Source organism: Kitasatospora sp. NPDC023176, from assembly GCF_055560495.1.
The window spans coordinates 50,428-74,843 of the sequence record NZ_JBVHIP010000038.1 but is presented as its reverse complement, the minus strand read 5'-3'; the positions used below and the strand labels follow the sequence as shown (position 1 = coordinate 74,843).

General features: G+C 74.1%; 20 protein-coding genes. 8 read left to right on the top strand and 12 right to left on the bottom strand.

Annotated features, from left to right (window positions below; genetic code table 11):
• Position 1 precedes the first annotated feature (1 nt).
• Positions 2–2,305 carry a glycosyl hydrolase family 18 protein gene (locus ACZ3YL_RS35310; RefSeq protein ID WP_465661467.1) on the bottom strand — a complete coding sequence of 768 codons (2,304 nt, stop codon included), beginning with the start codon at positions 2,303–2,305 and terminating at the stop codon, positions 2–4.
• Between the two features lie 269 nt (positions 2,306–2,574).
• Complete coding sequence (locus tag ACZ3YL_RS35305) at positions 2,575–3,558, bottom strand: ArsR/SmtB family transcription factor (RefSeq protein WP_465661465.1); 984 nt, start codon at positions 3,556–3,558, stop codon at positions 2,575–2,577.
• A gap of 98 nt (positions 3,559–3,656) precedes the next feature.
• On the opposite strand from ACZ3YL_RS35305, the gene ACZ3YL_RS35300 reads away from it, so the two are divergent.
• Entirely contained in the window at positions 3,657–5,102 is a 1,446-nt protein-coding gene (locus ACZ3YL_RS35300; RefSeq protein WP_465661463.1) for an MFS transporter, read from the top strand.
• A gap of 53 nt (positions 5,103–5,155) precedes the next feature.
• Here the strand turns inward: ACZ3YL_RS35300 and ACZ3YL_RS35295 are convergent, their stop codons facing one another.
• Positions 5,156–5,560, bottom strand: coding sequence for a RidA family protein (locus ACZ3YL_RS35295; protein ID WP_188305419.1), 405 nt, complete (start codon positions 5,558–5,560; stop codon positions 5,156–5,158).
• An 85-nt stretch (positions 5,561–5,645) separates the two neighbouring features.
• Positions 5,646–6,443, bottom strand: a complete 798-nt coding sequence (locus ACZ3YL_RS35290) for an ATP-grasp domain-containing protein (protein WP_465661460.1) — start codon at positions 6,441–6,443, stop codon at positions 5,646–5,648.
• A 225-nt stretch (positions 6,444–6,668) separates the two neighbouring features.
• Between ACZ3YL_RS35290 and ACZ3YL_RS35285 the strand changes: the two genes are divergently transcribed.
• Entirely contained in the window at positions 6,669–7,442 is a 774-nt protein-coding gene (locus ACZ3YL_RS35285; protein WP_188305417.1) for an enoyl-CoA hydratase family protein, read from the top strand.
• 63 nt (positions 7,443–7,505) lie between these two features.
• Here ACZ3YL_RS35285 and ACZ3YL_RS35280 read toward each other — a convergent pair whose 3' ends face one another.
• A complete protein-coding gene (locus ACZ3YL_RS35280; protein WP_465661458.1) occupies positions 7,506–8,360 on the bottom strand; it encodes a maleylpyruvate isomerase family mycothiol-dependent enzyme in 855 nt (284 codons plus the stop codon).
• Between the two features lie 247 nt (positions 8,361–8,607).
• Here ACZ3YL_RS35280 and ACZ3YL_RS35275 point away from each other — a divergent pair, with 247 nt between their 5' ends.
• Complete coding sequence (locus ACZ3YL_RS35275) at positions 8,608–9,363, top strand: acyltransferase (RefSeq protein ID WP_188305415.1); 756 nt, start codon at positions 8,608–8,610, stop codon at positions 9,361–9,363.
• 135 nt (positions 9,364–9,498) lie between these two features.
• Positions 9,499–9,864, top strand: coding sequence for a peptidoglycan-binding domain-containing protein (locus ACZ3YL_RS35270; RefSeq protein ID WP_188305414.1), 366 nt, complete (start codon positions 9,499–9,501; stop codon positions 9,862–9,864).
• A gap of 51 nt (positions 9,865–9,915) precedes the next feature.
• Here the strand turns inward: ACZ3YL_RS35270 and ACZ3YL_RS35265 are convergent, their stop codons facing one another.
• A complete protein-coding gene (locus ACZ3YL_RS35265) occupies positions 9,916–11,271 on the bottom strand; it encodes a PucR family transcriptional regulator (RefSeq protein ID WP_465661455.1) in 1,356 nt (451 codons plus the stop codon).
• Between the two features lie 201 nt (positions 11,272–11,472).
• Between ACZ3YL_RS35265 and ACZ3YL_RS35260 the strand changes: the two genes are divergently transcribed.
• A complete protein-coding gene (locus ACZ3YL_RS35260) occupies positions 11,473–12,345 on the top strand; it encodes an esterase/lipase family protein (RefSeq protein WP_465661489.1) in 873 nt (290 codons plus the stop codon).
• A gap of 99 nt (positions 12,346–12,444) precedes the next feature.
• On the opposite strand, the gene ACZ3YL_RS35255 is transcribed toward ACZ3YL_RS35260, so the two are convergent.
• Both ACZ3YL_RS35255 and ACZ3YL_RS35250 read right to left on the bottom strand, forming a co-directional pair.
• Positions 12,445–13,029, bottom strand: coding sequence for a HutD/Ves family protein (locus ACZ3YL_RS35255; RefSeq protein WP_465661453.1), 585 nt, complete (start codon positions 13,027–13,029; stop codon positions 12,445–12,447).
• A gap of 133 nt (positions 13,030–13,162) precedes the next feature.
• The gene (locus ACZ3YL_RS35250) at positions 13,163–14,458 is read right to left on the bottom strand and encodes an MFS transporter (RefSeq protein WP_465661451.1); all 1,296 of its coding nucleotides are present in this window, start codon (positions 14,456–14,458) and stop codon (positions 13,163–13,165) included.
• A gap of 191 nt (positions 14,459–14,649) precedes the next feature.
• Here ACZ3YL_RS35250 and ACZ3YL_RS35245 point away from each other — a divergent pair, with 191 nt between their 5' ends.
• Positions 14,650–15,825, top strand: coding sequence for an ROK family protein (locus ACZ3YL_RS35245; RefSeq protein WP_223242387.1), 1,176 nt, complete (start codon positions 14,650–14,652; stop codon positions 15,823–15,825).
• Between the two features lie 124 nt (positions 15,826–15,949).
• A complete protein-coding gene (locus ACZ3YL_RS35240; protein ID WP_465661449.1) occupies positions 15,950–17,080 on the top strand; it encodes a PLP-dependent cysteine synthase family protein in 1,131 nt (376 codons plus the stop codon).
• A 140-nt stretch (positions 17,081–17,220) separates the two neighbouring features.
• Here the strand turns inward: ACZ3YL_RS35240 and ACZ3YL_RS35235 are convergent, their stop codons facing one another.
• The 4 genes from ACZ3YL_RS35235 to mscL form a co-directional block, all read right to left on the bottom strand.
• On the bottom strand, positions 17,221–19,683 hold the full coding sequence (locus tag ACZ3YL_RS35235) for a right-handed parallel beta-helix repeat-containing protein (RefSeq protein WP_465661447.1): 2,463 nt from the start codon (positions 19,681–19,683) through the stop codon (positions 17,221–17,223).
• A gap of 265 nt (positions 19,684–19,948) precedes the next feature.
• Entirely contained in the window at positions 19,949–20,824 is an 876-nt protein-coding gene (locus tag ACZ3YL_RS35230) for an MOSC domain-containing protein (RefSeq protein WP_188305405.1), read from the bottom strand.
• A 241-nt stretch (positions 20,825–21,065) separates the two neighbouring features.
• Complete coding sequence (locus ACZ3YL_RS35225; RefSeq protein ID WP_188305404.1) at positions 21,066–21,854, bottom strand: DUF6643 family protein; 789 nt, start codon at positions 21,852–21,854, stop codon at positions 21,066–21,068.
• Positions 21,855–22,251: 397 nt separating this feature from the next.
• Entirely contained in the window at positions 22,252–22,701 is a 450-nt protein-coding gene (gene mscL / locus ACZ3YL_RS35220) for a large conductance mechanosensitive channel protein MscL (RefSeq protein WP_465661445.1), read from the bottom strand.
• Positions 22,702–23,168: 467 nt separating this feature from the next.
• Between mscL and ACZ3YL_RS35215 the strand changes: the two genes are divergently transcribed.
• Positions 23,169–24,371, top strand: coding sequence for a glycosyltransferase family 4 protein (locus ACZ3YL_RS35215; protein WP_465661443.1), 1,203 nt, complete (start codon positions 23,169–23,171; stop codon positions 24,369–24,371).
• Positions 24,372–24,416 lie beyond the last annotated feature (45 nt).

The following is a 24,416-nucleotide window of genomic DNA, read 5'->3' as shown; positions in this document are numbered from 1 at the left end:
GCTACCTGAGCCCGGTGTCGACGGCCGTCATGAGGGCGCCGGACGGGGTGTCGCCGGACATCTCCCAGATCATCCCGCCGAGCAGGTTCTTCGACTTGAGATAGGCCGTCTTCTGGGCGATCGACCAGGCGTCGTCGAAGGTCCACCACTGGCCGTTGGCGCCCGTGTAGCCGTACGTGGCAACGGACTTGGGGTCGTGGTAGACGGTGAGGCCGGGCACGCCGGTGATGAGGTCGTGGTAGCCGCGGGTGCCGGCCTCCTCGGCGAACTGGCCCGGTGCCGCGCCGTTCGCGGACTGCCAGGCGCCGTTGGCGCCGCCGTCGGCCACGCCCTGCCAGCCGCGCCCGTAGAACGGGAAGCCGATGGTCAGCTTGCGCGGGTTGACCCCGGCGCCGAGGTAGGTCTGGACGGCCGTGTCCACGCTGAAGTGGAAGGTGTACGGGTCGTTCGGGTCCGGGTAGAGGTTGGACGCCTGGCCGGTGCGGTTGGGCTCCCAGGAGTTGTCGCTGCCCGAGCCGTGGAAGTCGTAACCCTGGACGTTGGCGATGTCGAGCGAGTTGAAGACCTTGCTGAGGTCCCAGCCGGCCGCGACCTTCGCCGGATCGGCCGGGGTGAAGGCGGTGAGCAGCTTGTGCGGGCCGCCCAACGCGTCGAGCTGCTTGCGGAATTCGGCCGCCAGCATGGTCAGGTTGGCCTTGTCGTCGGTGCTCCAGTGGTTGCCCGGGTGGCCGTCGCCGGAGCCGGGCCACTCCCAGTCGAGGTCGATGCCGTCGAAGATCCCGGCCGCCGTGCCGTCCCCGCCGGCGCCGTTGTAGGCCGGCAGGTTGCCCTTGATCCAGGTGTCCACGCAGGACTTGACGAACTTCTGCCGGGAGGCGTCGGTGGCGGCGACGTCGGAGAAGTACTTGGAGTACGTCCAGCCGCCGAGCGAGACGACCACCTTCAGGTTCGGGTACTTGGCCTTGAGCTTCTTCAACTGGTTGAAGTTGCCCCGGAGTTTGCCCCAGCCGTCGTCGGCCACGCCGTCCACCGACTGGTCGGCGCTCATCGGGCGGGCGTAGTCGGCGTCGGCGTCACCGGCGCCGGTGCCCTGGTCCGGGTCCTCCGGGTTGCCGCTGGTGCCCTTGGTGACGCCCGCGAGGCAGGTCAGGTTGACCGGATCGATGTTCTCGAACGCGTAGTTGATGATGTCGAGCTTGGCGGCGCTGCCCGAGGTGTCGAGGTTCTTGACGAAGTACTGGCGGCCGTAGATGCCCCACTGGACGAAGTAGCCGACCCGGGCGTACTTCCCGGCGCCGACGATGTCCGCGGTGGTCACGTTGAGCGGGGCGGAGGCGGGCGAGGCGTTGTCGGCGGGGTCGCGGGCCTTCACCGTGAAGGTGTAGGCGGTGGACGGCGAGAGACTGCCGACGGCCGCCGTCAGGGTGCCGCCGCCGACCGTCGTCACCAGGCTGGCGCCCTGGTAGACGTCGTACGCGGCGACCCGGACGTTGTCGGTGGCGGCGCCCCAGGCGAGCGTCACGTCCGAGGAACCGACCGCCGTGGCACGGAGGTTGGTTGGTGCCGTGGGCGGGATGGTGTCGGTGGAGGGGTCGAAGGTGGCGGCGGTGACGGGCGCGCTGAGCGGGCCGAGGTTGCCGCGACTGTCCTTGGCCCGGACGGTCAGGGTGTACGAGGTGGCTGGGGTGAGCCCGGTGACCAGGACGTTGGCGGTGGGGCTGGAGGCGAGCACGGTGCTGCCGCTCAGCACGTCGTAGGAGGCGACCGGGAAGTCCCCGCCGGTGGCGGCCGGCCAGCTCAGGGCGAGGGTGTGCGCCGTCGACCCGGTGACGGTGGGGGTGCCCGGCGCGGACGGCGGGACGTCGGGGGTGCCGTCGCACTTGTCGCCGTTGATGCGGCAGTTGAGCGGGGTGGAGACCGGGCCGGTGCCGACGAACCAGAAGCTGTACGGCTCGGTGGTGCTGTGGGCGTTGACGGTCGCGTTGTAGTAGGCGGCGGTGGCGGTGACGTGCCGGCCGTTGACGGTCGCGGTGCCGTTGTTGCTGCTGCCCATGGTGACGCCGGCCGGGAGGTCGAAGTCCAGGGTCCAGCCGGTGACGGCGGTCGCGTTGTCGTTGTGGACGATGTACGTGCCCTGCCACCAGGAGCCGTTGTCGGCGGTGGTGAAGGTGGCGGTGAGCTTGCCGGCGGCGCTCGCGGGGGCGGCGAGCGCGGTCAGTGCGGCGAGGGGGAGGAGCAGGACGGAGAGCAGTGCCAGCAGTCTGCTGCGCACGCGCGGGCGTCCCGCCCGGGATCGAGCGGACATGGTTCTCCCTGTGGCTGTGGGGGTTGGACAGGGTGACGTAGAACCGGGGGTGATCCGTGGGCGATCGGTGCCCGCGCCGTGGGGAGGCGGGGCATGGGCACTGTAGGAGGACTGGACCAATGCGTCAACAGGTCTGTACCACTGGCGAGTTGGGGGAGGAGTTGACGGGGAGCCGGTGGGGAGTCGGTGGGTGCGGACGGATTTCAACGGACAGCTGATGAAATCTGTTCGCTGAACTCTGTCATCTGTCAGCTGTCATTCGTCATCTGTCACCTGCCGCCCGTCAGCTCGTCCCCGAGCACGCTGCGCCGGTACAGCACCGAGCGGCCGTGCCGGGCCCGGGTGACCAGGCCGGTGGCCGCCAGGACGGACAGGTGCTGGCTGACCGCGCCCGGGGTGACGCCGAGGCGGTAGGCGAGGTCGGTGGTGGAGGCCGGCTCGGCGAGCAGTGCGAGCAGCCGGGCCTTCGGCGCGCCGACCAGTGCCTCCAGGGCGCGCGGCGGCACCGGTGAGCCCCCGCCGGCCAGGCCGGCCTGCCCGCGTGCCGGGTAACTGATTTGCGGGGCACGGGTGTTGTCGATCGTGGTGATCGCGCCCCGGACGAAGAAGGTCGGGCAGAGGACCAGCCCGCGCCCGTCCACGGCGGTCTCCACGTCTCCGTCCGTCCAGTGCCGGTTGATCGACAGCACGCCGTCCGTCCAGTTCAGCCGGTGGTCGAGGTCGGTGAACAGCGCCGCCGCGCCGTACTGGGCGAGCACCCGGGCCCGGTACACCAGATCGGCCTCCAGTGCCGCGCGGGCCTGCGGCCACCAGGTGGGTGCGAGGCATGCCTCCCAGTACTCGGTCAGCGAGTCGCAGATCCTGGTCAACAGCCGTTCCGGGTCTGCCAGTTCGGCTTCGAGCAGGGCGGGCAGCGGCTGCCCGTGCGGGAGGAAGGTCTGCTCCAGTTCGGTGCGCAGCAGCTCGGGCGGCAGCGAGCGGACGGTGGCGAGCTCGGTGCGGAACTCGGGGGCGGGGGAGGACGGCCGGGGCGTCAGGAAGTCCGGCACCCAGCGGTTCTGGGCGACCAGTGAGAGCAGCAGCCGGGAGTCCAGCCGCTCGAACGAGGGCCTGAGCTGCTCGAAGGCCCGGCTCTGCAGCCGGTAGTGGCCGGGGTGGCTCCACATCCGCAGGCTGAGCACGGCTTCGTGGATCGGGGAGTAGGCGAACCAGGTGGTGGCGAGGTCGGCCAGGCGAAGTGTGAAGCGGTGCACGGGCGTTCTCCCGCCGGCTGTCCGGTTCCTGCTGCGAGGTTTTAGCCAGAGCCTAAAGGAGTATCCGGCCCGGCCCGTTCGGCGGTGGAATCGACGCCATGACCACCACACCGGCGGAGCCCTCCGCACCCTCCTCCGCCATGTCCGCGCCCGGCCGGTCCGGTCGTCTGCCCGAGGCCCTCCAGCGTCGGCTGCACCCTGACCCGACGGTCCGCCGGCTGGCCGGGATCACCCTGGTCAACACGGTGGGCAACGGTCTCTCGCTGTCCGTCGCGGTGCTCTTCTTCACCCGGGTGCTCGGCCTGAGCGCGGCCCAGCTGGGGTTCGGGATGACCGCCGCCGGGCTGTGCGGGGTCGTCGCCAGCGTGCCGGCCGGCCGGGCCGCCGACCGCTGGGGTGCCCGGCCGGTCCTGGTGCTGCTGGTCTCGGTGGAGGCCGTGGGCACCGCCGGGTACGCGCTGGTGCACAGCTACCCGGCCTTCGTCGCGCTGGCCTGCGCGGTCTCCGCCGTCGACCGGGGCTCGGCCGCCGTACGGAACGCGCTCTACGCCGAGGTGCTGCCCGCCGACCGCCGGGTGGCCGGGCGGGCCTACCTGCGGGTGGTGACCAACATCGGCATCTGCGTGGGGACGGGCTTCGGCGCGATCGCGCTCCAACTCGACACCCGGCCGGTCTACCTGACGGCGATCCTGGCCGACTCCGTCTCCTATGTGGCCGTCGCGCTGCTGATGTACCGGCTGCCCGCCGTGCTGGGGACGGGACCGGCCGCGAGCTCGGCCCGGCCCGGGACGGCGAATCCCTCGTACCCCGGCGACGAGGGCGGCACGGGCGGCAAGGACGAGGGCGTCGGCGGCAAGGGCAGCGACGAGGGCGCCAAGGACGAGCGCGCCAGCGGCAAGGGCAGCGACGAGGGCGCCAAGCAGGGCCGGCGGCGCAATCCGGCGCTGCGTGACGGCCCGTTCCTGGCCGTCACCGCGCTGTGTTCCGTCCTCGGACTGCAGTTCGCCGTCCTGGAGGTGGGTGTCCCGCTGTGGATCGTCCAGCAGACCGACGCGCCGCGGATCACCGTCGCCGGCACCCTGATCGTCAATACCCTGATGGTGATCACCCTGCAGGTGCGGGCCACCCGGGGCACCGGGGAACGGTCGGCCGCCGCCCGGGCCTTCCGGCGCGCCGGGCTGGTGCTGGCCGCGTCCTGCCTGGTCATCGCCCTCGCTCACGGGCTGCCCGGGATCCTCGCCGCCGTCGTCGCGCTCGCCGCAATCGCACTGCAGTCGCTCGCCGAGGTGATGGGCCAGGCGGGCGCCTGGGCGCTGAGCTACGACCTCGCGGGCGAGCGCGACCACGGCGCCTACCAGGGGGTGTTCAACGCGGGCTCGGCGGCCGCGATGATGGCCGGCCCGGCGGTGGTCAGCACGGCGGTGATCGGCTACGGGCTGGTCGGGTGGGCCGTCCTGGGCGCGGTGCTGGCGGCGGCGGGCCTGGCGATGGGCCCCGCCGTCCGGTGGGCCGGGCGGCGGGACGCGCTGGTCCGGGCGGCGTGAGGGCCTGGTCCCGGGCGGCGGGACGCGGTGAGCCGGCGGGCGTGAGGGGAGCGCTACTCGCGGACGATCGCCATCGCCTCGATCTCGATCAGCACGTCCGGCCGGAACAGCGCCGCGACCTGCATCGCGGAGGCCGCCGGGAGCGGCAGGCCGGCCAGGTACTCGTCGCGGGCCTCACGGATCGCCGCGAGGTGGGCGATGTCCGTCATGAAGAAGGTGAACTTGACGACGTCGGAGAAGTCGGCGCCGGCGGCGGCCAGGCAGCGGCGCAGGTTCTCGAAGACCTGACGGGCCTGGGCCTTCGGGTCGCCCTCGCCGACCAGGTTCCGGTGCTCGTCGAAGGCGACCTGCCCGGAGACCTGGACCAGTCGGCCGCTGCCGGTCACGACGTGGGTGTAGCCCGTCCCGGGGGCGACTCCGGGCGGCTCGGCGATGTGGGTGAGGTGCGTGGTGGTCATGGCGCATGATCGTGCGCCATCCGCTGTCGGTGCCGCAAGCGAGGGCGCCCGGTCGGAGCGGGCCCCGGAGGGGCAACCCGCCCCGTCAGCGGACCACTTCGGGCAGATCGCGCAGGAACGGCCGGTCGGCGGACGGGAGTCGGGCGGCCGGACCGGAGGAGCGCAGCACCACGTCCAGGACGTCGTCCGGCTCGGCGGCGTAACCCCCGCTGGCCCAGGCCGCGTTGGCCTCGACCACCGCCCAGCCGTGGTCCGTCCGGCCGACGTCCACCACCACCGCGCTCGGCAGCGGGGCCTGCTCGGCGGAGGCGGCCGACACCTCGCGGGCGAAGGCCGACACCTCGGAGCCGTCCGGCCCGAGCGGCGCGACGGACAGGTCGCCGTCCACCGCGTAGCGCGAGCCGGCCCGCACCACGCCGTCCAGCACGAACAGCCGGTACTCCACGCGGAACCGCACCACCTCGCTCACCAGCACCGGAGTGTCCCCGTCCAGCAGCTCGGGCCCGGGCAGCGTGCCGCCGTCGGGATAGACCCGGGCGGCGAACAGCTTGTCGGCCGGCGGCTTCACGAAGGCCGGGCCGGGCAGCGTACGGGCCTCGGCCAGCGTGGTCGCGGACACCCGTCGGCCGGTCAGCGCGAGCGGCAGCCGGGCCAGCCAGTCCTCGGCCGGCTCCAGCAGGGCGAGGCCCAGCTCCCGGCCGACCGCGTCGCCGAACAGCGGCCCGCCGTACACGTGCACCGGCGCGCCGAGCAGTTCGCGCGGCGCCTGCCAGGAGGCGGCGGTGACCGCCCGCAGGCCGCGCAGACCGGCGGCGGTGCGCAGCCGGAGGCCGGTGTCGTTGATCCTCGGGGCGAGCAGCAGGACCGGGGAGTCGGTTGTCATGGCGCCATGCTGCCGGGAGCGCGGCGGCCGTCACCAGCGGTTTTCGGTCCGGCCACCGGACGCTCCGGTCCGCTGGGCGGCGGTTGGCTCTGGCCGAGGGGCGGGTGGGCGTGCCAGAGTCGTCCGGGCGCCGTCCGGCCACCCCCGGGCCGCGCTCGCGGTCCGAACACCCCGGGCCGCGCCCGCTGTCCGACCCACCCTCAGCCGGAAGGCAGGCCCACGCCGATGACCAGCGCCGAGCCCCTCGTCCGCGTCAGCACCGCCGACGCCGTCACCACGCTCACCCTCGACTCGCCGCACAACCGCAACGCGCTCTCCTCCCGCCTGATGTCCGAGCTGCACGCCGGACTGGCGGTGGCCGCGGCGAACCGGGACGTCCGCGCGGTGGTGCTCACCCACACCGGCAAGGTGTTCTGCGCGGGCGCGGACCTCTCCGAGGCGACCGGCGCGGACCCGACGGTGGGCCCGCGCGGCCTGGTCGAGCTGCAGAAGGCGATCGTGGACTGCACCAAGCCGGTGATCGCCGTGGTCGACGGGCACGCCCGGGCCGGCGGCCTCGGCCTGATCGGCGCGGCGGACCTCGCCGTCGCCGGACCGGCCGCGACCTTCGCCTTCACCGAGGTCCGCCTCGGCCTCGCGCCCGCCGTCATCTCGCTGCCGCTGCGCCCCAAGCTGGAGCCGCGCGCCGCCTCCCGCTACTACCTCACCGGTGAGGTCTTCGACGCCGCCGAGGCCGCCCGGATCGGCCTGATCACCCAGGCGGCCGAGTCCACCGAGTCCACCGGAGTGGTGCTGAAGGGCCTGCTGGACGCGCTGCGCCAGGGCTCGCCGCAGGGGCTGGCCGAGTCGAAGCGACTGGCCAACGCCGAGGTCGTGCGGTCCTTCCAGCGGGACGCGGACGAGCTGGTGCAGCTGTCGGCGCGGCTGTTCGGGTCGGCGGAGGCGCAGGAGGGGATGCGGGCGTTCCTGGAGAAGCGGCCCGCCGCCTGGGTGCGCTGAGCCGGCCCGCGGTCGGTCGGGCCGTGCCGGAGGGCAGGCCGGGCGGCGGCGGGCGGGCCGGGGTCAGCGGATCGCGGCGTTGTCCCGCCAGAGGTCGAGCAGGCTCCGGTCGCCACTGAGTTCGACCTGGCCGGTCTGTGCTGACTGCCCGGCCTGCCCGGTCTGTGCTGACTGCCCGGCCTGCCCGGCCTGCCCGACCTGCCCGGCCTGTGCTGACTGCTCCGCCTGTTCGACCGTCAGCCGGTTCCACAGCAGCAGGTAGAGCTCGCGGGCCGGGCCGGTGACGGTCAGGTCGGCGGATTCGGGGTGCTCCTCCGTGGTGACGGCGAGCGGCTCGCGGGAGAGCGTCAGGTGCCAGGAACCCGGGCCGTCGGTCGCCCCGATCCGGACGGTGCGCGGGCTGTCGCTGTGCACCTTCGCCCGGCCGCGGCGCATGAAGCCGCGCAGCAGCTCGTCGATGCCGTCCAGCGCGAGCGCCGGGTCCACGGCCGGGCCCGGCGAGCCGGCCGCCGCGTCGGCGTCGAAGCGGTGGACGGCGGTCTCGTGCGCCTGGCGCCGGGCCCAGAAGGCCAGCGGGCTGGGCGCGGGCAGGAAGGTCCAGCACTCGAGGTCGGCGGGGGCCTCGGAGAGCACGGTCAGCAGGGCGGCGTGGCCCTCGCGGTACCAGTCGAGCAGCACGGCGTCCGAGGGGGCCGGGCCGAGGACGGCCTGCCGGCCCGGCTCGTCCAGGGGCGCTCGCAGGCCCTGCGCCGGGTGGGCGGCGGCCCAGCGGTGGACGTGGCCGATGTGTCGCACCAGGTCGCCCAGCCGCCAGTCCGGGCAGGTGGGGACGGGGGCGGTGAGGTCGGTGCGGGCGGCGGCGTCGGCCAGCAGGGCGCCCTCGTGGCGCAGTGCCTCGATGTGCTCGGAGATCTCCATGGGACGGGAGTCTTTCACCGGGGTCCGACACTGATGGCGGCTTTCGGACGGCCGTGCGGACGGGCGCGGAGGCGGCGCCGCGAGCGCCGGCGAGTCAGGGCGGACGGGTCGGTGAGCCGGGCCGGACGGGACGGTGCGTCGCGGTGGACGGGGGTCGCTGAGCTGGGGCGGACGGGGCCGGTGGGCCCCGGTGTGATGTCGGCCTCCCGCCGGACGGGCGGACGCTACGGGCCGGTAACGTGAGCGCATGCCGATAACCCGATCCCTCCTCTCCACCGTCCGGGCCGGTGGCCGCCGGGCCGCCGGGCGCCTCGTCCACCGGGGCTGGCGCTGGGTGCAGCGGACCGGCGCGGTCACCAACCAGAGCCCGGGCCCGTACCGGTTCGGCGAGCTGGGTGACGGGACGACCCTGGCCTTTCCGCTCGGGGCGGTGTTCAACGAACGGTGGATCACCGTCGGGCCGTTCTCGATCATCGGCGAACGGGTCACCATCAGTGCGGGCTTCCTCCCCGGGCTCGACCTCGGGCCGGAGCCGATCGTGCGGATCGGCGGCGGCTGCGTGATCGGCCGGGACAGCCACATCGTCGGCCACCAGTCGATCGTCATCGGCGACGACGTGTGGACCGGCCCCGGCGTGTACGTCAGCGACCAGGCACACGAGTACCGGGACACCGAACTGCCGATCGGCAAGCAGTGGCCGCGCAACGAGCCGGTGGAGATCGGCGCGGGCAGCTGGATCGGCACCGGCGCGGTGATCATGCCGGGGGCACGTCTCGGCCGCAACGTGGTGGTCGCGGCGGGCGCGGTGGTGCGCGGCGAGGTGCCCGACCACAGCGTGGTCGCCGGAGCCCCGGCCAAGGTGGTCCGCCGCTGGAGCGAGGAGGAGGGCTGGCAGCCGCCGCTGCGCCACGAACCGCCCCGGCCGGTGCCGGACGGGGTGACGGCGGAGCAGCTGCGCGCCCTGGTGGGGTGGGACCTGCGGTTGCCCGGGGAGCGGGACTGAGGACCGCCTCGTCCCGGTCGTTTTGTCGATTCTTTAGCTGATCCCTCCCGTTTCCTGACGATCCGTCCGCTAGCGTGCCGTTTGTTCGAAGCGCGTCATGACTTCGGACGATCCATCGAACGGGGGACTCTCCACATGCGCAACCGTCTCGTCGGCGGGCTCGTCACCGCCGGAATCATGCTCGCGGCCGGGCTCGCGACCGCACCCGCCGCCTCGGCGCAGGCCTCGCAGTACTGCGGTTACACGAGCTCCGAGCCCACGCTCGGCTACAACTCCAGCGGGGACGCGGTGAAGCAGCTGCAGTGCGAGCTCAACCACATCACGTACTCCCCGAACGCGAGTGCGCGGCTGGACACGGACGGGTACTGGGGCCCGGCGACCGACTCGGCCGTCTGGAAGTTCCAGCGGTGCACCGGCCTCCAGCAGGACGGCGTCGTCGGCCCGCAGACCTGGGCCAAGCTGGACGGGTGGGTGGTCACCCACGGCTCGATCAACTGCTGATTCCGGGCTGTCTCCGGTACCCGCGCCGCGGTCGGCGCGGGTACCGGCGTTTCACAACTGGTGTGCCGGGGTCGACTGTTCGGCCGTCCGGGCGGCGATCGCGGCGGTGATCCGCAGGACGTCGGCGGGGCGGGCAGGGTCCAGGCCGGTGAGAACGGCGATCCGGCGCAGCCGGTAGTCGACGGTGTTCGGGTGCAGGTGCAGGGCGCTCGCGGTGTGGCGGCGGTTGAGGCCGCCGGCCAGGTGGGTGCGCAGGGTGGTGAGCAACTCCCCGCCGTCGGTGAGCGGTTCGAGCAGGGCGGCGAGCCGGGAGCGGGCCTGGCTGGGCCGGGTCAGCTGGTACTCCAGCAGGACGTCGTCCAGCCGGTGCAGCCCCGGCGGGCGGCCGAATGCCCGTGCCACGTGCAGGACTTCGTACGCGAGGGCGGCGGCGCCGGGCACCTCGGCGGGCACCGCGACGGCTGCCCCGGCCAGCACCGGCACGCCGGCGGCCCGGGCCGCGGCGGCGAGGGTGGCGGAGAGCCGGGGCCAGAACGGCTCGTCGCCGGCTCCGTCGGACGGCTCGGCGGTCCGGTCCGGCGGAGTCTGCAGCGGGACGAGCACCAGACCGCCCGACGGGGTGAGCGCGGTGAGCGCCGACTGCCGGGTGCGGTGGTCGAGTTCGGCGCCGAAGCGGCGGAGCTTGCGGCGGGCGGCGATGCCCGGGTCGATGCCCGGGGAATGCTCGTCCGGGTGGTCGGTGAGGGACAGGCAGAGCACGGCGTAGCCGGCCGGAAGCTCGGTGCCGGCCCGGGCCGCGGCTTCCTCGGCGGGGGTGCCGGCGAGCAGCGCGGTGAGCAGGGACTGCCGGGCGGTGGAGCTGCGGTCGCCGGCCGAGCGCTGCCCGTCCAGGTAGCCGGCGCCGGCGGCGGTGGTGGCCCGGCGGAGCTGGTCGAGCAGCAGGCGGTTGAGCAGCAGGAGGTCGGCGGCGTCACCGGCGTGGGCGTCCCGGGTGAGGAACTCCCAGCAGACCTCCAGTCCGAGGTGGTGGGCGAGCAGGACGGCGTCCAGCGGCAGGCCCTCCTCGGCGCGGCGCGCGGCGACCTCCCGTACGGCGGTGAACTCCTCGGCGGGGGCCGGGAGTCCGGTGCGGACGGCGTGGGCGAGGGCGCGGATGCGGCGCTCGGTGTCGCGGGTGAGTTCGCCGCTGAGCTGTTCGCGCGGGAGGCGGCGGTAGACCGGCACGCGGTCCAGCAGGGCGGCGACCACGGCTGTGGCCAGGTCAGGGACGCCGCCGAGGAGTCGCTGGTCGGCGGGGAGTCCGCCGATCACCGGGACGCGCCAGGGGGAGAGCGCGTCGGCGGCGGCCGCGGGGGTTTCGGCGGGGCGGCCGGCGGGGGTGCAGTGGGGTGCGTTGTGACCGGTCACAGAGAACACCGTCCAGGTCTGGGGGACGCCCAAGGGTCGGGCCGGAGGGGCGACCGCATGATTGAGCCACTCGGGTTACCTGTTGGTAACAAACTTCCGCTGTGGAGGCAACAGTTGAGAACCCCACTTCTCCGCTTCTCCGCAACTCCGGTGCGCCGTCGGCTCGGCGGCGCCCTCGGCGCGGCCGTACTGGCGGGCGCGCTGCTGGTCGGCGCCGGCGCCGCCCCCGCGTGGGCGGCGCCCGTAGCCGCCCCGGCCGTCACCGCCACCGCCGAACTCCCGCCCGACGGCGACTCGGTGGCCTCGCCGCCCGGTGCCAACGACTGGAGCTGTCGGCCCTCTGCCGCACACCCCGACCCGGTGGTCCTGGTGCACGGCACCTTCGCCAACCGCTACGAGAACTGGCTGGCGCTCTCCCCGCTGCTCAAGAGCCTCGGGTACTGCGTCTTCGCCCTCGACTACGGCACCATCCCCGGCATCACCTCCACCGGCAGCGGCCTGTTGCTGCCGATCGGCGGCCTCGGAGCGGTGCCCGCCTCGGCGGCCCAACTCGCCTACTTCGTCGACCTGGTGCGCGGCGCGACCGGTGCGGCCAAGGTCGACATCGTCGGGCACTCGCAGGGCGGCATGCTGCCGAACTACTACCTGAAGTTCCTCGGCGGGGCCTCGAAGGTCGACAAGCTGGTCGGCCTGGCGCCGTCCAACCACGGCACGACCCTCGACGGGATCACCAAGCTGGCGCCGTACTTCCCCGGTGTGGCCGACCTGATCTACACCGTCTGCCAGGCCTGCCGCGACCAGGCGGTGGGCTCCGAGTTCAACACCACCATGGCCTCCCGGCCGGACACCGTGCCGGGCGTGCACTACACGGTGATCTCGACCGTGTACGACGAGGTCGTCACCCCGTGGCGGACCCAGTTCCTGAACGGGCCGGACGTGGACAAAGAGGTGCTGCAGGACCACTGCCCGGTCACGCTCGCCGAGCACGTCGCGATCGCGTTCTCGCCGACGGCGCTGCACCTGGTGACCAACGCCCTGGACCCGGCGCACGCCACGCCGGTGTTCTGCGGCTGAGGGCTCGGCGCGGTTGCCCGCGCCCCCGGTTCCTGCCGGGGGCGCGGGCAGCGCGTCGTTCAGGTGTTCAGGCAGTCAGGCGGTCAGATCGCCGCGCGTTCAGCGGGCGGTGGCGGTGGCGGTGCGGAAGGTGATCGCGGCGGTGACCCCGTCGGGCCGCAGCTCAGGGGCTCCGGGTGCGTCGAGCAACGCCGCGTCGTAGCGGGTCAGTTCCGCGTCGCCGACGGTGGCCGAACCGGCCAGGCACACCAGCAGGACGGTCGCCGTCGGCGGGACGTGGACGGTGCCGGGCTCGGTCAGCAGCTCCACGGTGGCCTCGACCCGGCCATGGCGGGTCATCACGTTGAAGTCCACCACCGGACCGCCCAGCAGCCGGCAGTCGGTCGTGGCTTCGCCGGGGAAGGCGAAGGGGCGGAACGGGGCGTCGACCAGCCGCTCGACGCCGTCCACGGTGAGCGCCATGCCCGCACCCTCGACCAGGGTGATCACCCGGTCGATCCCGGGGAACGGGGAGAATGGCCCGGCCGAGGCCACGTCGGCGAGGCTCACCCGCCAGTCGAACTCACTCAGTCCGGCCCCGGCGGGGAATCCGGCGACCTCCCTGGTCACCCCGCCTCCGTTGAGCCACGGGGTGGCCGGGCGCTCGCTCGCCCGCAGTACCTGGATGCCTCCGGTGGTGGTCATGAGGCCGCATCCTGCCACTTGGGGGGTGGGTGCGTCAGTGATGGGGGCGGCGAACAGCGAACAGATGACAGCAAACAGATGGCAGCGAACGGATGACAGATGTTGAAATCTGTCATCTGTCATCTGTCATCTGTCATCTGTCACTTGTCACCCGCCGTCCGCCGCCCGTCCGCCGGGGGCGGCGCCGCTCGACCGCCAGCGGCAGCAGGGCCGCCGTCGTGGCGGCGACCGCGACCGTGGTCAGGGCCAGTGGCAGTCCGGCCGCGTCGGCGAGGAAGCCGATCACCACCGGTCCGATCAGCATCCCGCCGTACCCGAGCGTCGAGGCGAGCGCGACGCCCTGCGGCCCGCCCGCCGCACCGGCGCGCGCGATCGCGAGCGGGAACAGGTTCGCCAGTCCGAGGCCGACCAGGATGAACCCGCCGATGGTCGGCGGCACCGACGGGGCCAGGGCGGCGACCAGCATGCCGACCGCCGCGGTCAGTCCGCCCAGCAGCATCAGCCGGTTCTGGCCCAGCCGGATGGACAGCCAGGTGCCGCCGACCCGTCCGCTGGTCATGGCGAAGGCGTACGCGGCGTACCCGGCGGCGGCCGTTCCCGCGCTCGCGTGGACGTCGTCGGTGAGGTGGAGGGTGGTCCAGTCGGCGATCGCGCCCTCGCCGTACGCCGTGCACAGCGCGGTGAGCCCGAGCACCAGCACCAGCAGCCGGACATGGCTCCCGGCCGGGCGGCCCGCGGAGTTCCCGGCGGTGCGGGAGCCGGACCCCGGGGCGCCGTCCGAGCCGGAGCCGGGGTCGACCTCCGGGCCGGAGCCCGGGGCGCCGTCCGAGCCGGTCCCCGCAGCCGCATCCGGCCTGACCATCGGCGCCGCCGGGCTGCGCAGCAGGACGACGCCCGCGCCGCCGGTGACGGCCAGCCCGAGCAGTCCGCCGAGCGCGAGCGCCCACGCGGTGGTGAGCCGGTCGGCGAGCAGCCCGCCGAAGCCCGCGCCGAGCAGCCCGCCCAGGCTGTACCCGGCGTGGAAGCTGGGCATGACGGGCCGCTGCAGCTGGGCGACCAGGTCGACGGCGGCGCTGTTCATGGCCACGTTGGCCCCGCCGTATCCGGCGCCGAACAGTATCAGCACGGCGCCGAGCGAGAGCACCGAGTGGGCGTGTGCGGGCAGTGGTACGGCGAGGCCGAGCAGGGCGAGCGAGCCGACGGTGACCGGCCGCGACCCGTAGCGGAGGCAGAGCCGACCGACCAGGGGCATGGTGAGGACGGCGCCCACGGACAGGCAGAGCAGGGCCAGTCCGAGGGCGCTGTGCGAGGCGCTGACCTGGCTGCGGACGTCCGGGATGCGGACGACCCAGGCGGCGAAGAGGAAGCCGTCGACGGCGAAGAAGGCGGTGAGCGCGAGCCGTGCGGCGCCCCAGGGGCTGTCGGCCACCGGGGGTGTGCTGCGAGACTGTGTGGGGGAGAGGTCGTCGGGGCGGCGGGAACGGATTTTGTTTCGAAGCGACACAAAGTCACAATAGGGGCGTGCAGCTCTCACCATCAAGCCCGCGGCCCCGCTCCGGGACCGATGCCGACGCGCAGCGCGACGCCCACCGCCGCGCGGCCCCCGACCGCGGTCGGACGCTGCTCGGCCCGGCGCTCTCGCTCATCCACACCGGCCAGACGCCCACCCGCTCCGCGCTCACCCGCGCGCTGGACGTCACCCGGGCCACCGCCGGCGCGGTCACGGCCGAGCTGGAAGCGCTCGGCCTGATCACCGTCGACTCGCGCCCGGCCGGCGGCGGCCGCGGCCGCCCCTCGCACCGGCTGGCGATCGACCCGCAGGGCCCGGTGGTGGTCGCCGGCCAGATCCACGCCGACGGGCTGAGCGTCACCCTGGCCTGCCTCGGCGGCCTGCTCGACCCGCCCGTGCACCTGCCGCTGCCCGCCGCCACCGACCCGGTCCGGATGCTGCGCGCCGTCGCCCAGGCCGGCGCCGAACTGGCCCGCGCGACCGACCGCCGCTGCCTGGGCGCCGCGCTCGCGCTGCCCAACCCGGTCACCGAACCGGACGGCACCGCGCTCGCCGCGCTGCACTTCGCCTGGCCCAGCGGCACCCCGGTCGCCGACCTCTACGACGTCGAGGTCGGCCGGGCCGACCACGGCCCGAACGCGGTGCACCCGCTGCCCACCGCCATCGCCAACGACGCCAACCTCGCCGCGCTCGCCGAGTACCGGCACGGCGCCGGTCGCGGCGCCCGGCACCTGCTCTTCGTCACCTCCGGCCACCGCGGCGTCGGCGGCGCGCTGGTGATCGAGGGCCACCTGCACACCGGCAGCGCCGGACTCGCCCTGGAGGTCGGCCACCTGACCGTCGACCCGCAGGGCCGCCCCTGCGTGTGCGGCAACCGGGGCTGCCTGAACTCGGAGACCGACCCGGACGCGCTGTTCGCCGCCGCCGGCCTCACCCCGGAGCCGGGGCGCCCGCTGCTCGACCAGGCGCGCGAGCTGTGCTGGGCGGCCGCGACGGACGAGCGGGCGCGGGCGGCGGTGGAGCACGTGATCGACCGGCTCGGACTCGGACTGGCCGGAGTCGTCAACATCCTCAACCCGGACCGGGTGGTGCTCAGCGGCCTCCACCTCGACCTTCTGGAGGCCGCCCCCGACCGGCTGCGCGCGGTGGTCGCCGACCGCAGCCTGTGGGGCCGCAGCGGACGGGTGCCGATCGTCGGCGCGGAACTGGCGTACGGCGCGCTCGCGGGCGCGGCCGAACTCGGCTGGGGCCCGTACCTGGCGGACCCGCAGTCGGTGCCGGTGTAGCGGGGGGCGTCGCCCGGCGGGTAGCGCCGATAAGCGGAAGCTGGGTCTCCGAAAACGGTCACTTATCGTGATCCTCGTATACTCGTAGTGAGCAGCGGGGGGCCGCAATGAGGGAGTAGTGACCATGAGCACCCAGTCCGGCGTGAGCCTCGGCATCGAGCCGACCGTGGACGTCGACCGCTCCGACGCGCAGTACCGTGCCTGGCTGAAGGAAGCGGTGCGCAAGGTCCAGGCCGACGCCAACCGCTCCGCCGACACCCATCTGCTGCGCTTCCCGCTGCCGGCCGAGTGGGGGATCGACCTCTACCTCAAGGACGAGTCCACCCACCCGACCGGCTCGCTCAAGCACCGCCTCGCCCGCTCGCTCTTCCTCTACGGGCTCTGCAACGGCTGGATCCGCCCCGGCAAGCCGGTGATCGAGGCCTCCAGCGGCTCGACCGCCGTCTCCGAGGCGTACTTCGCCCAGCTGATCGGGGTGCCGTTCATCGCGGTCATGGCCAAGAGCACCAGCCAGGCCAAGATCGACCTGATCGAGTTCCACGGCGGCGAGTGCCATCTGGTCGACCGCTCGGACGAGGTGTACGAGGCCTCCGCGCGGCTCGCCGAGGAGACCGGCGGGCACTACATGGACCAGTTCACCTACGCAGAGCGGGCCACCGACTGGCGCGGCAACAACAACATCGCCGAGTCGGTCTTCGCCCAGCTGCGCCTGGAGCCGCACCCGGAACCGGCCTGGATCGTCGCCACCGCCGGGACGGGCGGCACCTCGGCCACCATCGCCCGCTTCGTGCACTACATGCAGTACGACACCCGGATCTGCGTCGCGGACCCGGAGAACTCCTGCTTCTTCGACGGCTGGGTCAACCACGACCCGGACGCCGTGTGCGACAGCGGCTCCCGGATCGAGGGCATCGGGCGGCCCCGGATGGAGCCGAGCTTCGTGCCGGGGGCGGTCGACCGGATGATGAAGGTGCCGGACGCCGCGTCGATCGCCGCGGTCCGGGTGCTGGAGCAGGTGCTCGGGAAGAAGGCGGGGGCCTCCACCGGGACGGGGCTGTGGAGCGCGCTGCGGATCGTCGCCGAGATGCGGGCGGCCGGCCGGACAGGCAGTGTGGTCGGCCTGATCTGCGACCCGGGGGACCGCTACCTGGACAAGTACTACTCGGACGACTGGCTGGCCGGCGAGCGGATCGACATCGCGCCGTACCGGGACGCGCTGGAGTCCTTCCTCGCGGGCGGCGCCTGGACGGGCTGACGGCCGAGGGCCGACGGAGCACAGGTGACAGCTGACGGATAACAGATTTCAGACTCTGTCAGCTGTCTTCTGTTACCTGTCATCCGTCAGCCCTCACCCGCCGGCCCCCGCCGCCCCTGCCCGCTCCGCTCGCCGCCGCCCTACGGCGGCGGAGCGGTCGGCAGGTCCGCCGGGACCAGCAACTGCAGCTCCTCCGTGGAGGGGTCGGCCAGCGCCGCCACCCGTACCGCGTGACGCTCGACCATGGTCTCGAACACCTGCCGCGCGGTGCGCCCGTTGCCGAAGTTGGGCCCGCGCTCCAGCCCGGCGAAGTGGCCCAGCAGCGCGCCCTCGGTCGCCTCCGAGAGCGCGTACTCGTGTTCCGCGCACTGCGACCGGGCGATCTCCAGCAGCTCGTCCGCCGTGTAGTCGGGAAAGGTGATGGTCCGTGAGAAGCGTGACGAGACACCGGGGTTGGCGGACAGGAAGCGCTCCATCTCGGCGGTGTAGCCCGCCACGATGACGACCACCTCGTCCCGGTGGTCCTCCATCAGCTTGACCAGGGTGTCGATCGCCTCACGCCCGAAGTCCCGCGCCCCGTCCTCGGGTGCGAGCGCGTACGCCTCGTCGATGAACAGCACCCCGCCGCGCGCCCGGTCGAAGGCGGCGGCGGTGCGGATCGCGGTGGAGCCGATGTGTTCGCCGACCAGGTCGACCCGGGCGACCTCGACCAGGTGTCCGCGCTGGAGCACCCCGAGCGAGGCGAGGATCTCGCCGTACAGCCGGGCGACGGTGGTCTTGCCGGTGCCGGGGGCGCCGGTGAAGACCAGGTGCCGGCGCAGCGAGGGCGCCTTGAGCCCGGCCTGGCGGCGGCGCCGGCCGACCGAGATCAGGTCGATCAGGGTGCGCACCTCCTGCTTCACCGTGGCCAGCCCGACGAGTGCGTCCAGTTCGGCGAGCGCCTCGTCGGCCGGCCGGCAGTCCGGGATCGGCCCGATCGCGGAGGTCGCCGCCGAAGCGGCCGAGCTCACGGACGCCGCCGAGACCATCGACGCGGCAGACAACACGGGTGTGGCGGAGGAAAGTTGGGGTGACCGGGGGGTCGGTACCTCGGGCAGTCCGGAGATCGTCGGGCCAACCGGGGCGGTGCGGGCCACATCGTCGGAGGTGCACCCCTCGGCGACCGGTCCCAGCTCGGAGAACTCGAATCCGGCCCGCTCGTTCTGTTCCGCCCGGCACCGGGTGAGCTGACTGCGGCAGCCGTCGATGATGTGGAAGCCGAAGCCCTTGCCGTGCGAGACCCGGCAGTCCTCGAAGGTGCCCCGGCCCTGCGCCGAGACGTACACCCCGGCGTCCGTGCTGGCCCGTACGGTGCACTCGCGCAGCACCGGGTCGGCGCCCTTGGTGACGATCACCCCGGTGGCGACGTCGGAGATCTCGCAGTCGGTGAGCAGTCCGCCGCTGCCGTGGTCGCGGAACCAGAGCCCGGTCCCGGCCTCCTGCACCCGGCAGGAGGCCAGGGAGACGGTCGCCCCGCCGCTGACCGAGACCGCCGAGCTGCGGATCCGGCTGAACGAGCAGCCCTGGGCGACGGCGGCGGAGTCCCGGTCGAGGACGAACAGCGCGTCGGGCAGGTCGTGCAGCGAGCAGTCGGTGAGGGTGAGCCGGGCGCCGTCGCTGACCCACAGCGCCGGGTACTCGCCGGTGGAGCCGTGGATCTGGCAGGACTCGGCGACCGCCTCGGTGCCCTGGTCCCAGACCGACAGCGCCCCGCGCCCGAAGTCCCGCACGGTGGTGTTGGCGAGGCTGAGCCGGGCGCGTCCGCGCAGGTCGGCGCCGTTCTCCGGCAGGTCGTGCACCCGGCAGCCGGTGAGCACCAGTTCGGCCTCGCCGTCCAGGGTCAGGCCGTTGCCGGTGACCCGGTGGATGTCGCAGTCGACCAGCCGCCCGCCGGCCTGCGCCTCGGCCTGGACGCCGCTGCCGCGGATCTCGTAGATCTCGCAGCCGGTGAGCTCGGCGGCGCTGCCCGGGTCGGAGAGCAACACCCCGGCGCCGGAGGCGTGGTGGACGCGGCAGCGGTCCAGGGCGGCGGTCGCCCCGCCGAGGACGGCGAGCCCGGCCTGGCCGGCCGAGGCGACCTCGCAGTCCTCGAAGGCGGCGGCGGTTCCCTCGCCGCGCAGCCGCAGCCCGAGTCCGCCGGGGTTGGCGACGACGCAGCCGCGCAGGGTCGGCCGGGCGCCGCCGCCGATCTCGATCCCGGTGGCGGAGCGGGTGTCGATCCGGCAGCCGCTGAACGATGGCGTCGCCTCCGGTCCGGTGACCAGGACGGCCGGGCTGGAGCTGTCGCCGCCCTCGACCACCAGGTCGCGCACGGTCGCGGCGGCGGTGACGGTGATCGCCACCCCGGAGGCCGGCTCGATCCGGACGGTGCCCGGGCCCTGGGCCGGGACGATCGTCACCGGCTTGTCCAGCAGCACGTTCTCCCGGAAGGTGCCCGGCCGGACGGTCACGGTGTCGCCCGGCTCGGCGGCCGCCAGGGCCTCGGCGAGCGTGTCGTAGTCGCCCGCGCGGCGACGCCAGCGGGATGCGCTGTCCTGGGTGACCCGGACCCTGTGCTCAGCCATGACGGTCTGTCGTCCCCACCTTCGTCGTGCCGGCGATCGAGCGGGCCGTGGGCGCGGGGGTGCGCGGGCCGTCCGCCCACCGTAGCGCGCCCGGACGGGTGGTCCGTCCGTCCTTCCTGACCGGTCCGGGCGGGTGGCCCGGCCGCCCGTCGCCGTGCGGACACCGGGGGCGCCCACCGCGGCCACAGGTTCCGACCACTTGTTCAACGAGCGCGCACAGCCGGAGTTCCGTACGACCGGGCCCCTGGCTGCGGGGCGTGGCGGCTCAGCGTCCGTCGGCGGGCCAGTGCGCCCCGTCCTCCAGGACCTCGACGTCGTCGCCGAGCCGCAGCGTGCCCAGCACGTCGCCCTCGACGCCGGCCGGCCGCTCGGGGATCAGGTTCTGTCCGAACGCGGCCTTGCGCAGCAGCTTGTGGTGCCGGGCCAGGGTGCGCAGCGGCTCGGGGCCGCGCCGTTCGCCGCTCTCCTGGTCGGTGGTGGTGATCACGCAGCGGCCGCAGGGCTTGACCACCTGGAAGGTGATCGCGCCGATCCGGATCCGGCGCCAGCCGTCCTCGGCCCAGGGCTCGGAGCCGGCGACCACCACGTTGGGGCGGAAGCGCTCCATCGGCAGGGTCTCGTGGCCGTCCGGGTGCTCGGCGGCGATCAGCTGGTTGAGCCGGTCCAGCGAGGCGGTGGTGGTGAGCAGCAGCGGGAAGCCGTCGGCCATCGAGACGGTGTCGCCGGGCCGGCCGTACTCGGGGTCGACGGGCCGGGCGCGCGGGTCGTCCAGGTGCACCAGCCGGTAGTCGCCGAGGTGTTCGGCGATCCACTGGTGGGCCTCCTTGGCGGCCTCGACGGCGCTGAAGCGGGTGCCCCAGACCTCGACCTCGGCGATCGGGTCGCCGGTGGCGCCGGCGGGGGCGGTGACCTCGATCCGGGAGCCGTCGGGGGCGGTCAGCGCCAGCGCTCCGCCGGGCAGCAGGTCGGTCCGGATCTGTCCGAGGGCGGCGTTCTCACGCTGGCTGACGAAGCGTCCGGTGGGGTCGGCGAGCATCCAGCGGCGGTCTCCGGCCAGACCCCAGGGCTGGACCGCGGCGCTGTCCGGGCTCAGGCGGTACATGGACTTGACGGGGTAGACGTGGAGTCCGGTGAGGTGCATCCCTCCATCCTGCCAGCAGCGCTCCGCCCGGACGCACGCCCCCTGCTGCGCCTGCGCACGCCGCTCCCGTACGCCGTGCGCGCCCCCGAACGCGCACGGACCGCCCGGTACGCCGTGGGGGGCGTTCCGGGCGGTCCGTGGATGACCCGTTTCTCCGTTCGCCCGGCGTTCAGGGGGCGCCGGGTGGTGCTCAGGTGGTGCGGGTGCGGGCCGGTGGGGTCGGCCCCGTGCTGTCAGTGGCTCAGTAGCCCTGGCCCTGCTGCTGGTAGCCGCCCTGCTGGTAGCCGCCGGGCTCGCCGTACGGGCCCGGGCGCTGCGGCTGCATCGGGCGGACCGGCGCCATGGCCGGGCGCAGCTGGCCGCCGCCGAAGCCCTGGTCGCCGCCCTGGCCCTGGAAGCCGGGGCCGGCCGGGTTCGGGCCGCCGAAGGACTGCTGGCCGCCGAAGCTCTGCGGACCGCCCTGCGGGAGGCCACCGGGCTGGCCCTGGCCGAAACCGGCCGGTCCGCCGGTCGGCTGCGCGCCGAAGGTCTGCTGACCGCCCTGGCCGATGAAGGTGTTCTGGCCGCCGAAGCTCTGGCCGCCGGTCGGCTGGTAGCCGCCGCTGGCGGTCTGGGCGAAGGCCGGGGCGGCGGGCTGTGGCCGCTGGTACGGCTGGGGGGCGCCGTAACCGGGGACGGGCGGCTGCGGGGCGGCGGCGTACGCCGGCGCGGGCTGAGCGGGGATGTACGCCGTGGCCGGGCCGGCCGAGGGGCCGCTGCTCGGGCCGGGGCCCAGGGCGAGGCGGGCGGGCGGCAGCGCGGGGAGGTTGCTGCCGGCACTCTCGTACCCGTTGCCGTACCGGTTCTCGTAGGGCTGGGCGAGGCCGGATCCGTAACCGGAGGACAGCGCCGGCGGCAGGGCGGCCGGCACGTTGATGGGTGCGATCTGGGGGACGCCGCGCTCAGCCACGAGGCTGTCGTAAATCGGCGTGCCGGAGGAGAAGGACGGAGAGGGGTAGCCGACTCCGTCGTAGGAGCGGGGCGAGGTCATGGGGCATACGGTAAGCCCACAATGCGCCTGCTGAGGAGAGCGGGAGGGCGAGCAGTTCGAGTGTTTACGCAGTCTTCGCTCGCACAAAGGTTTCGAAAGTAGGAAGAACGGACATATCGGCGCTCAGTTCCGGACAACCCTGGCACCCCGTCAGTGATCGAACGGCACCCGGACACGGCCCCCGCAAGACCTTGCGGTGACCGGCCGGTGGACGCCCGGGGACTTCATGGAGAAACTTTTGCGGACCGGGCGTGCGCCGGCGCATTCGAGCCCCCGCCGACGCTGCGACGGAGGCTCGTGAATGTTTGGGGAATAAATTTCCCGTCAGGGCCCACACGGGACGATCCGGACGCGGTCCGGGCTTGCTCCAGGGGCCCCGTACGCCGCCTTCGGGGCGTCAGTGCGACTGCAGCGCCTGGGACTGCGCGGGCAGGCCGGGCCGGGCAGCCACCTCGGAGGTGCAGAAGGAGCAGCGGGTCGCGGCGGCCGGGATCGAGCTCAGGCACTCCGGGCAGTCCGCCTTGGCGGCCGGCGCCGGTCCGGCCTTCTCGAAGCGCTCCTGCAGCTTGCCGATCGGCACCACCACGACGAAGTAGATCAGCGCGCTGACCAGCACGAACCCGATCAGCGCGTTGACGAAGAGGCCGTACGGGAACTTGGTGCCGCCCACCTCGAAGGTCTTCTGGGTGAAGTCGCCGACCGCGCCGGTGGCGACCCCGATCAGCGGGCTGAGGAAGGCGGTGACGAACCCGGTGACGACGGCGGTGAAGGCCGCGCCGATCACGATGCCGACCGCGAGGTCCACCACGTTGCCGCGCAGCAGGAAGCTGCGGAATCCCTTGAACACCGGGTGACTCCAAATCCGAACGGGGAAGAGGGAGATGAGGCGGCACGGCGCGCGCCCCGGCCGGCCATCCTGCCGACCGGCCGGGGTCGAGGTCCAACCGCGTTCACCCGATCCGCGTAACCGGCCGACGGACCGGGCCCGGCCCGCCCGGGCGGCACCCGGGCCGTCCGCGTACCGGCCGTTCGGCCTCCCGCGGCTCGCCGTTGACCCGATGGTGTGACCCGATGTGTGACCCGATGGTGTGAGCCGGCCCCGAACGGCGTGAGCCGGTACCCGACGCGGCGTACGGGGGAGCGGAGGGCGGCCCCGCGGAGCGGCGGGGGGCGAGACGGGGCGCACGGCGGTCGCAACCGGCGCACGACGGCGGCCCCTCAGCGCACATCGGGTGTACGGGCGCGGGCGCACGGGCCACCACCAGGTTGCGCGAAGGGGCTGTACCGGGCGGGGCGCTGTGCCAAGGTCGGTCCATGCCCGACCATACGGCGGCCGATTCGGCCGGAGCCCGCCCGCGCGTCCTGCACCTGATCAGCGACGAACGCCGGGGCGGCGCCCAGAACTTCGCCCGTGACCTGCACCGGGAACTGCGCCGCCGGGGCCAGGCCTCCGCGCTGTGCGCGCTCGCCCCGCACCCCGCCCTGCCACCCGCCAGGCCGAGTGCGGCCGGGTCCGGGGTGTGCACCGCGGGGACGGCCGTACCGGGGACCTGCGGCGAGGGGTGTCCCGACACCGCCCGGCTGCGCGCCGCCGCCGTCCTCGGCCCCGGGCGCCTGCGCCCGAGCACCCTGCGGGCGCTGCGCTCCGCCGCCCGCGCCGCCGACGTGGTGCTCGCCCACGGCTCCGACACCCTGGCCGCCTGCGCCCTCGCGCTGGCCGGCACCCCCACCCCCTTCGTCTACGTCTCGGTCGGCCACCCGCGCTACTGGACCGCCAACCGGCTGCGCAGACTCCGCGGCGGCGCCCTGATGCACCGTGCCGCCGCCGTCACCACGCTCACCGACGAGGCGCGCGAGGTGCTGGAGGAGCAGTTCGCACTGCCCGGCGGCAAGGTCCGGGTGATTCCCAACTCCCGTGCGGCGGAGAGCTATCCGCCCGCCGACGGCCGGGCCGACCGGCGCGCCGCCCGGCACGCCCTGGGCCTGCCCGCGGACGTCCTGCTGGTCGCCTGGATCGGCGCGATAGCCCCCGAGAAGCGGCTCGACCTCGCCCTCGACGTGCTCGACCGGCTGCCCGACGTCCGGATGGCCGTCGCCGGGGACGGCCCGCTGCGGGAGGCGCTGGCCCGCCACCCGGCCGCCGCCCGCGCCCACTTCCTCGGCCCGCTGCCCGATCCGGTCCCGCTCTACCGGGCGGCCGACGCGCTGCTGCTCACCAGTGACAGCGAGGGGGTGCCCGGCGCGCTGATCGAGGCGGCCCTGGCCGGGGTGCCCGCCGTCGCCACCGACGTCGGCTGGGTGCGCGAGGTGGTCCGGGACGGCGCCACCGGCGCGCTGGTCGCCCCGGGGGACCCGCTCGCCCTGGCCGAGGCACTGGCCAAGGTGCTGGCCTGCAACCGCGCGGGCCTGGGCGCGGCCGCCCGGGCGCACGCGCTGGAGCACTTCGAACTGGGCGCGGTGGTGGACGACTGGCAGCGGCTGGTCGCCGAGGTGTGGACGGGCGCTCCGGCCGGCTGAGCCCAGCCGCGCGTCGACGGACGCGGGTGTCGACGGATGCGGATG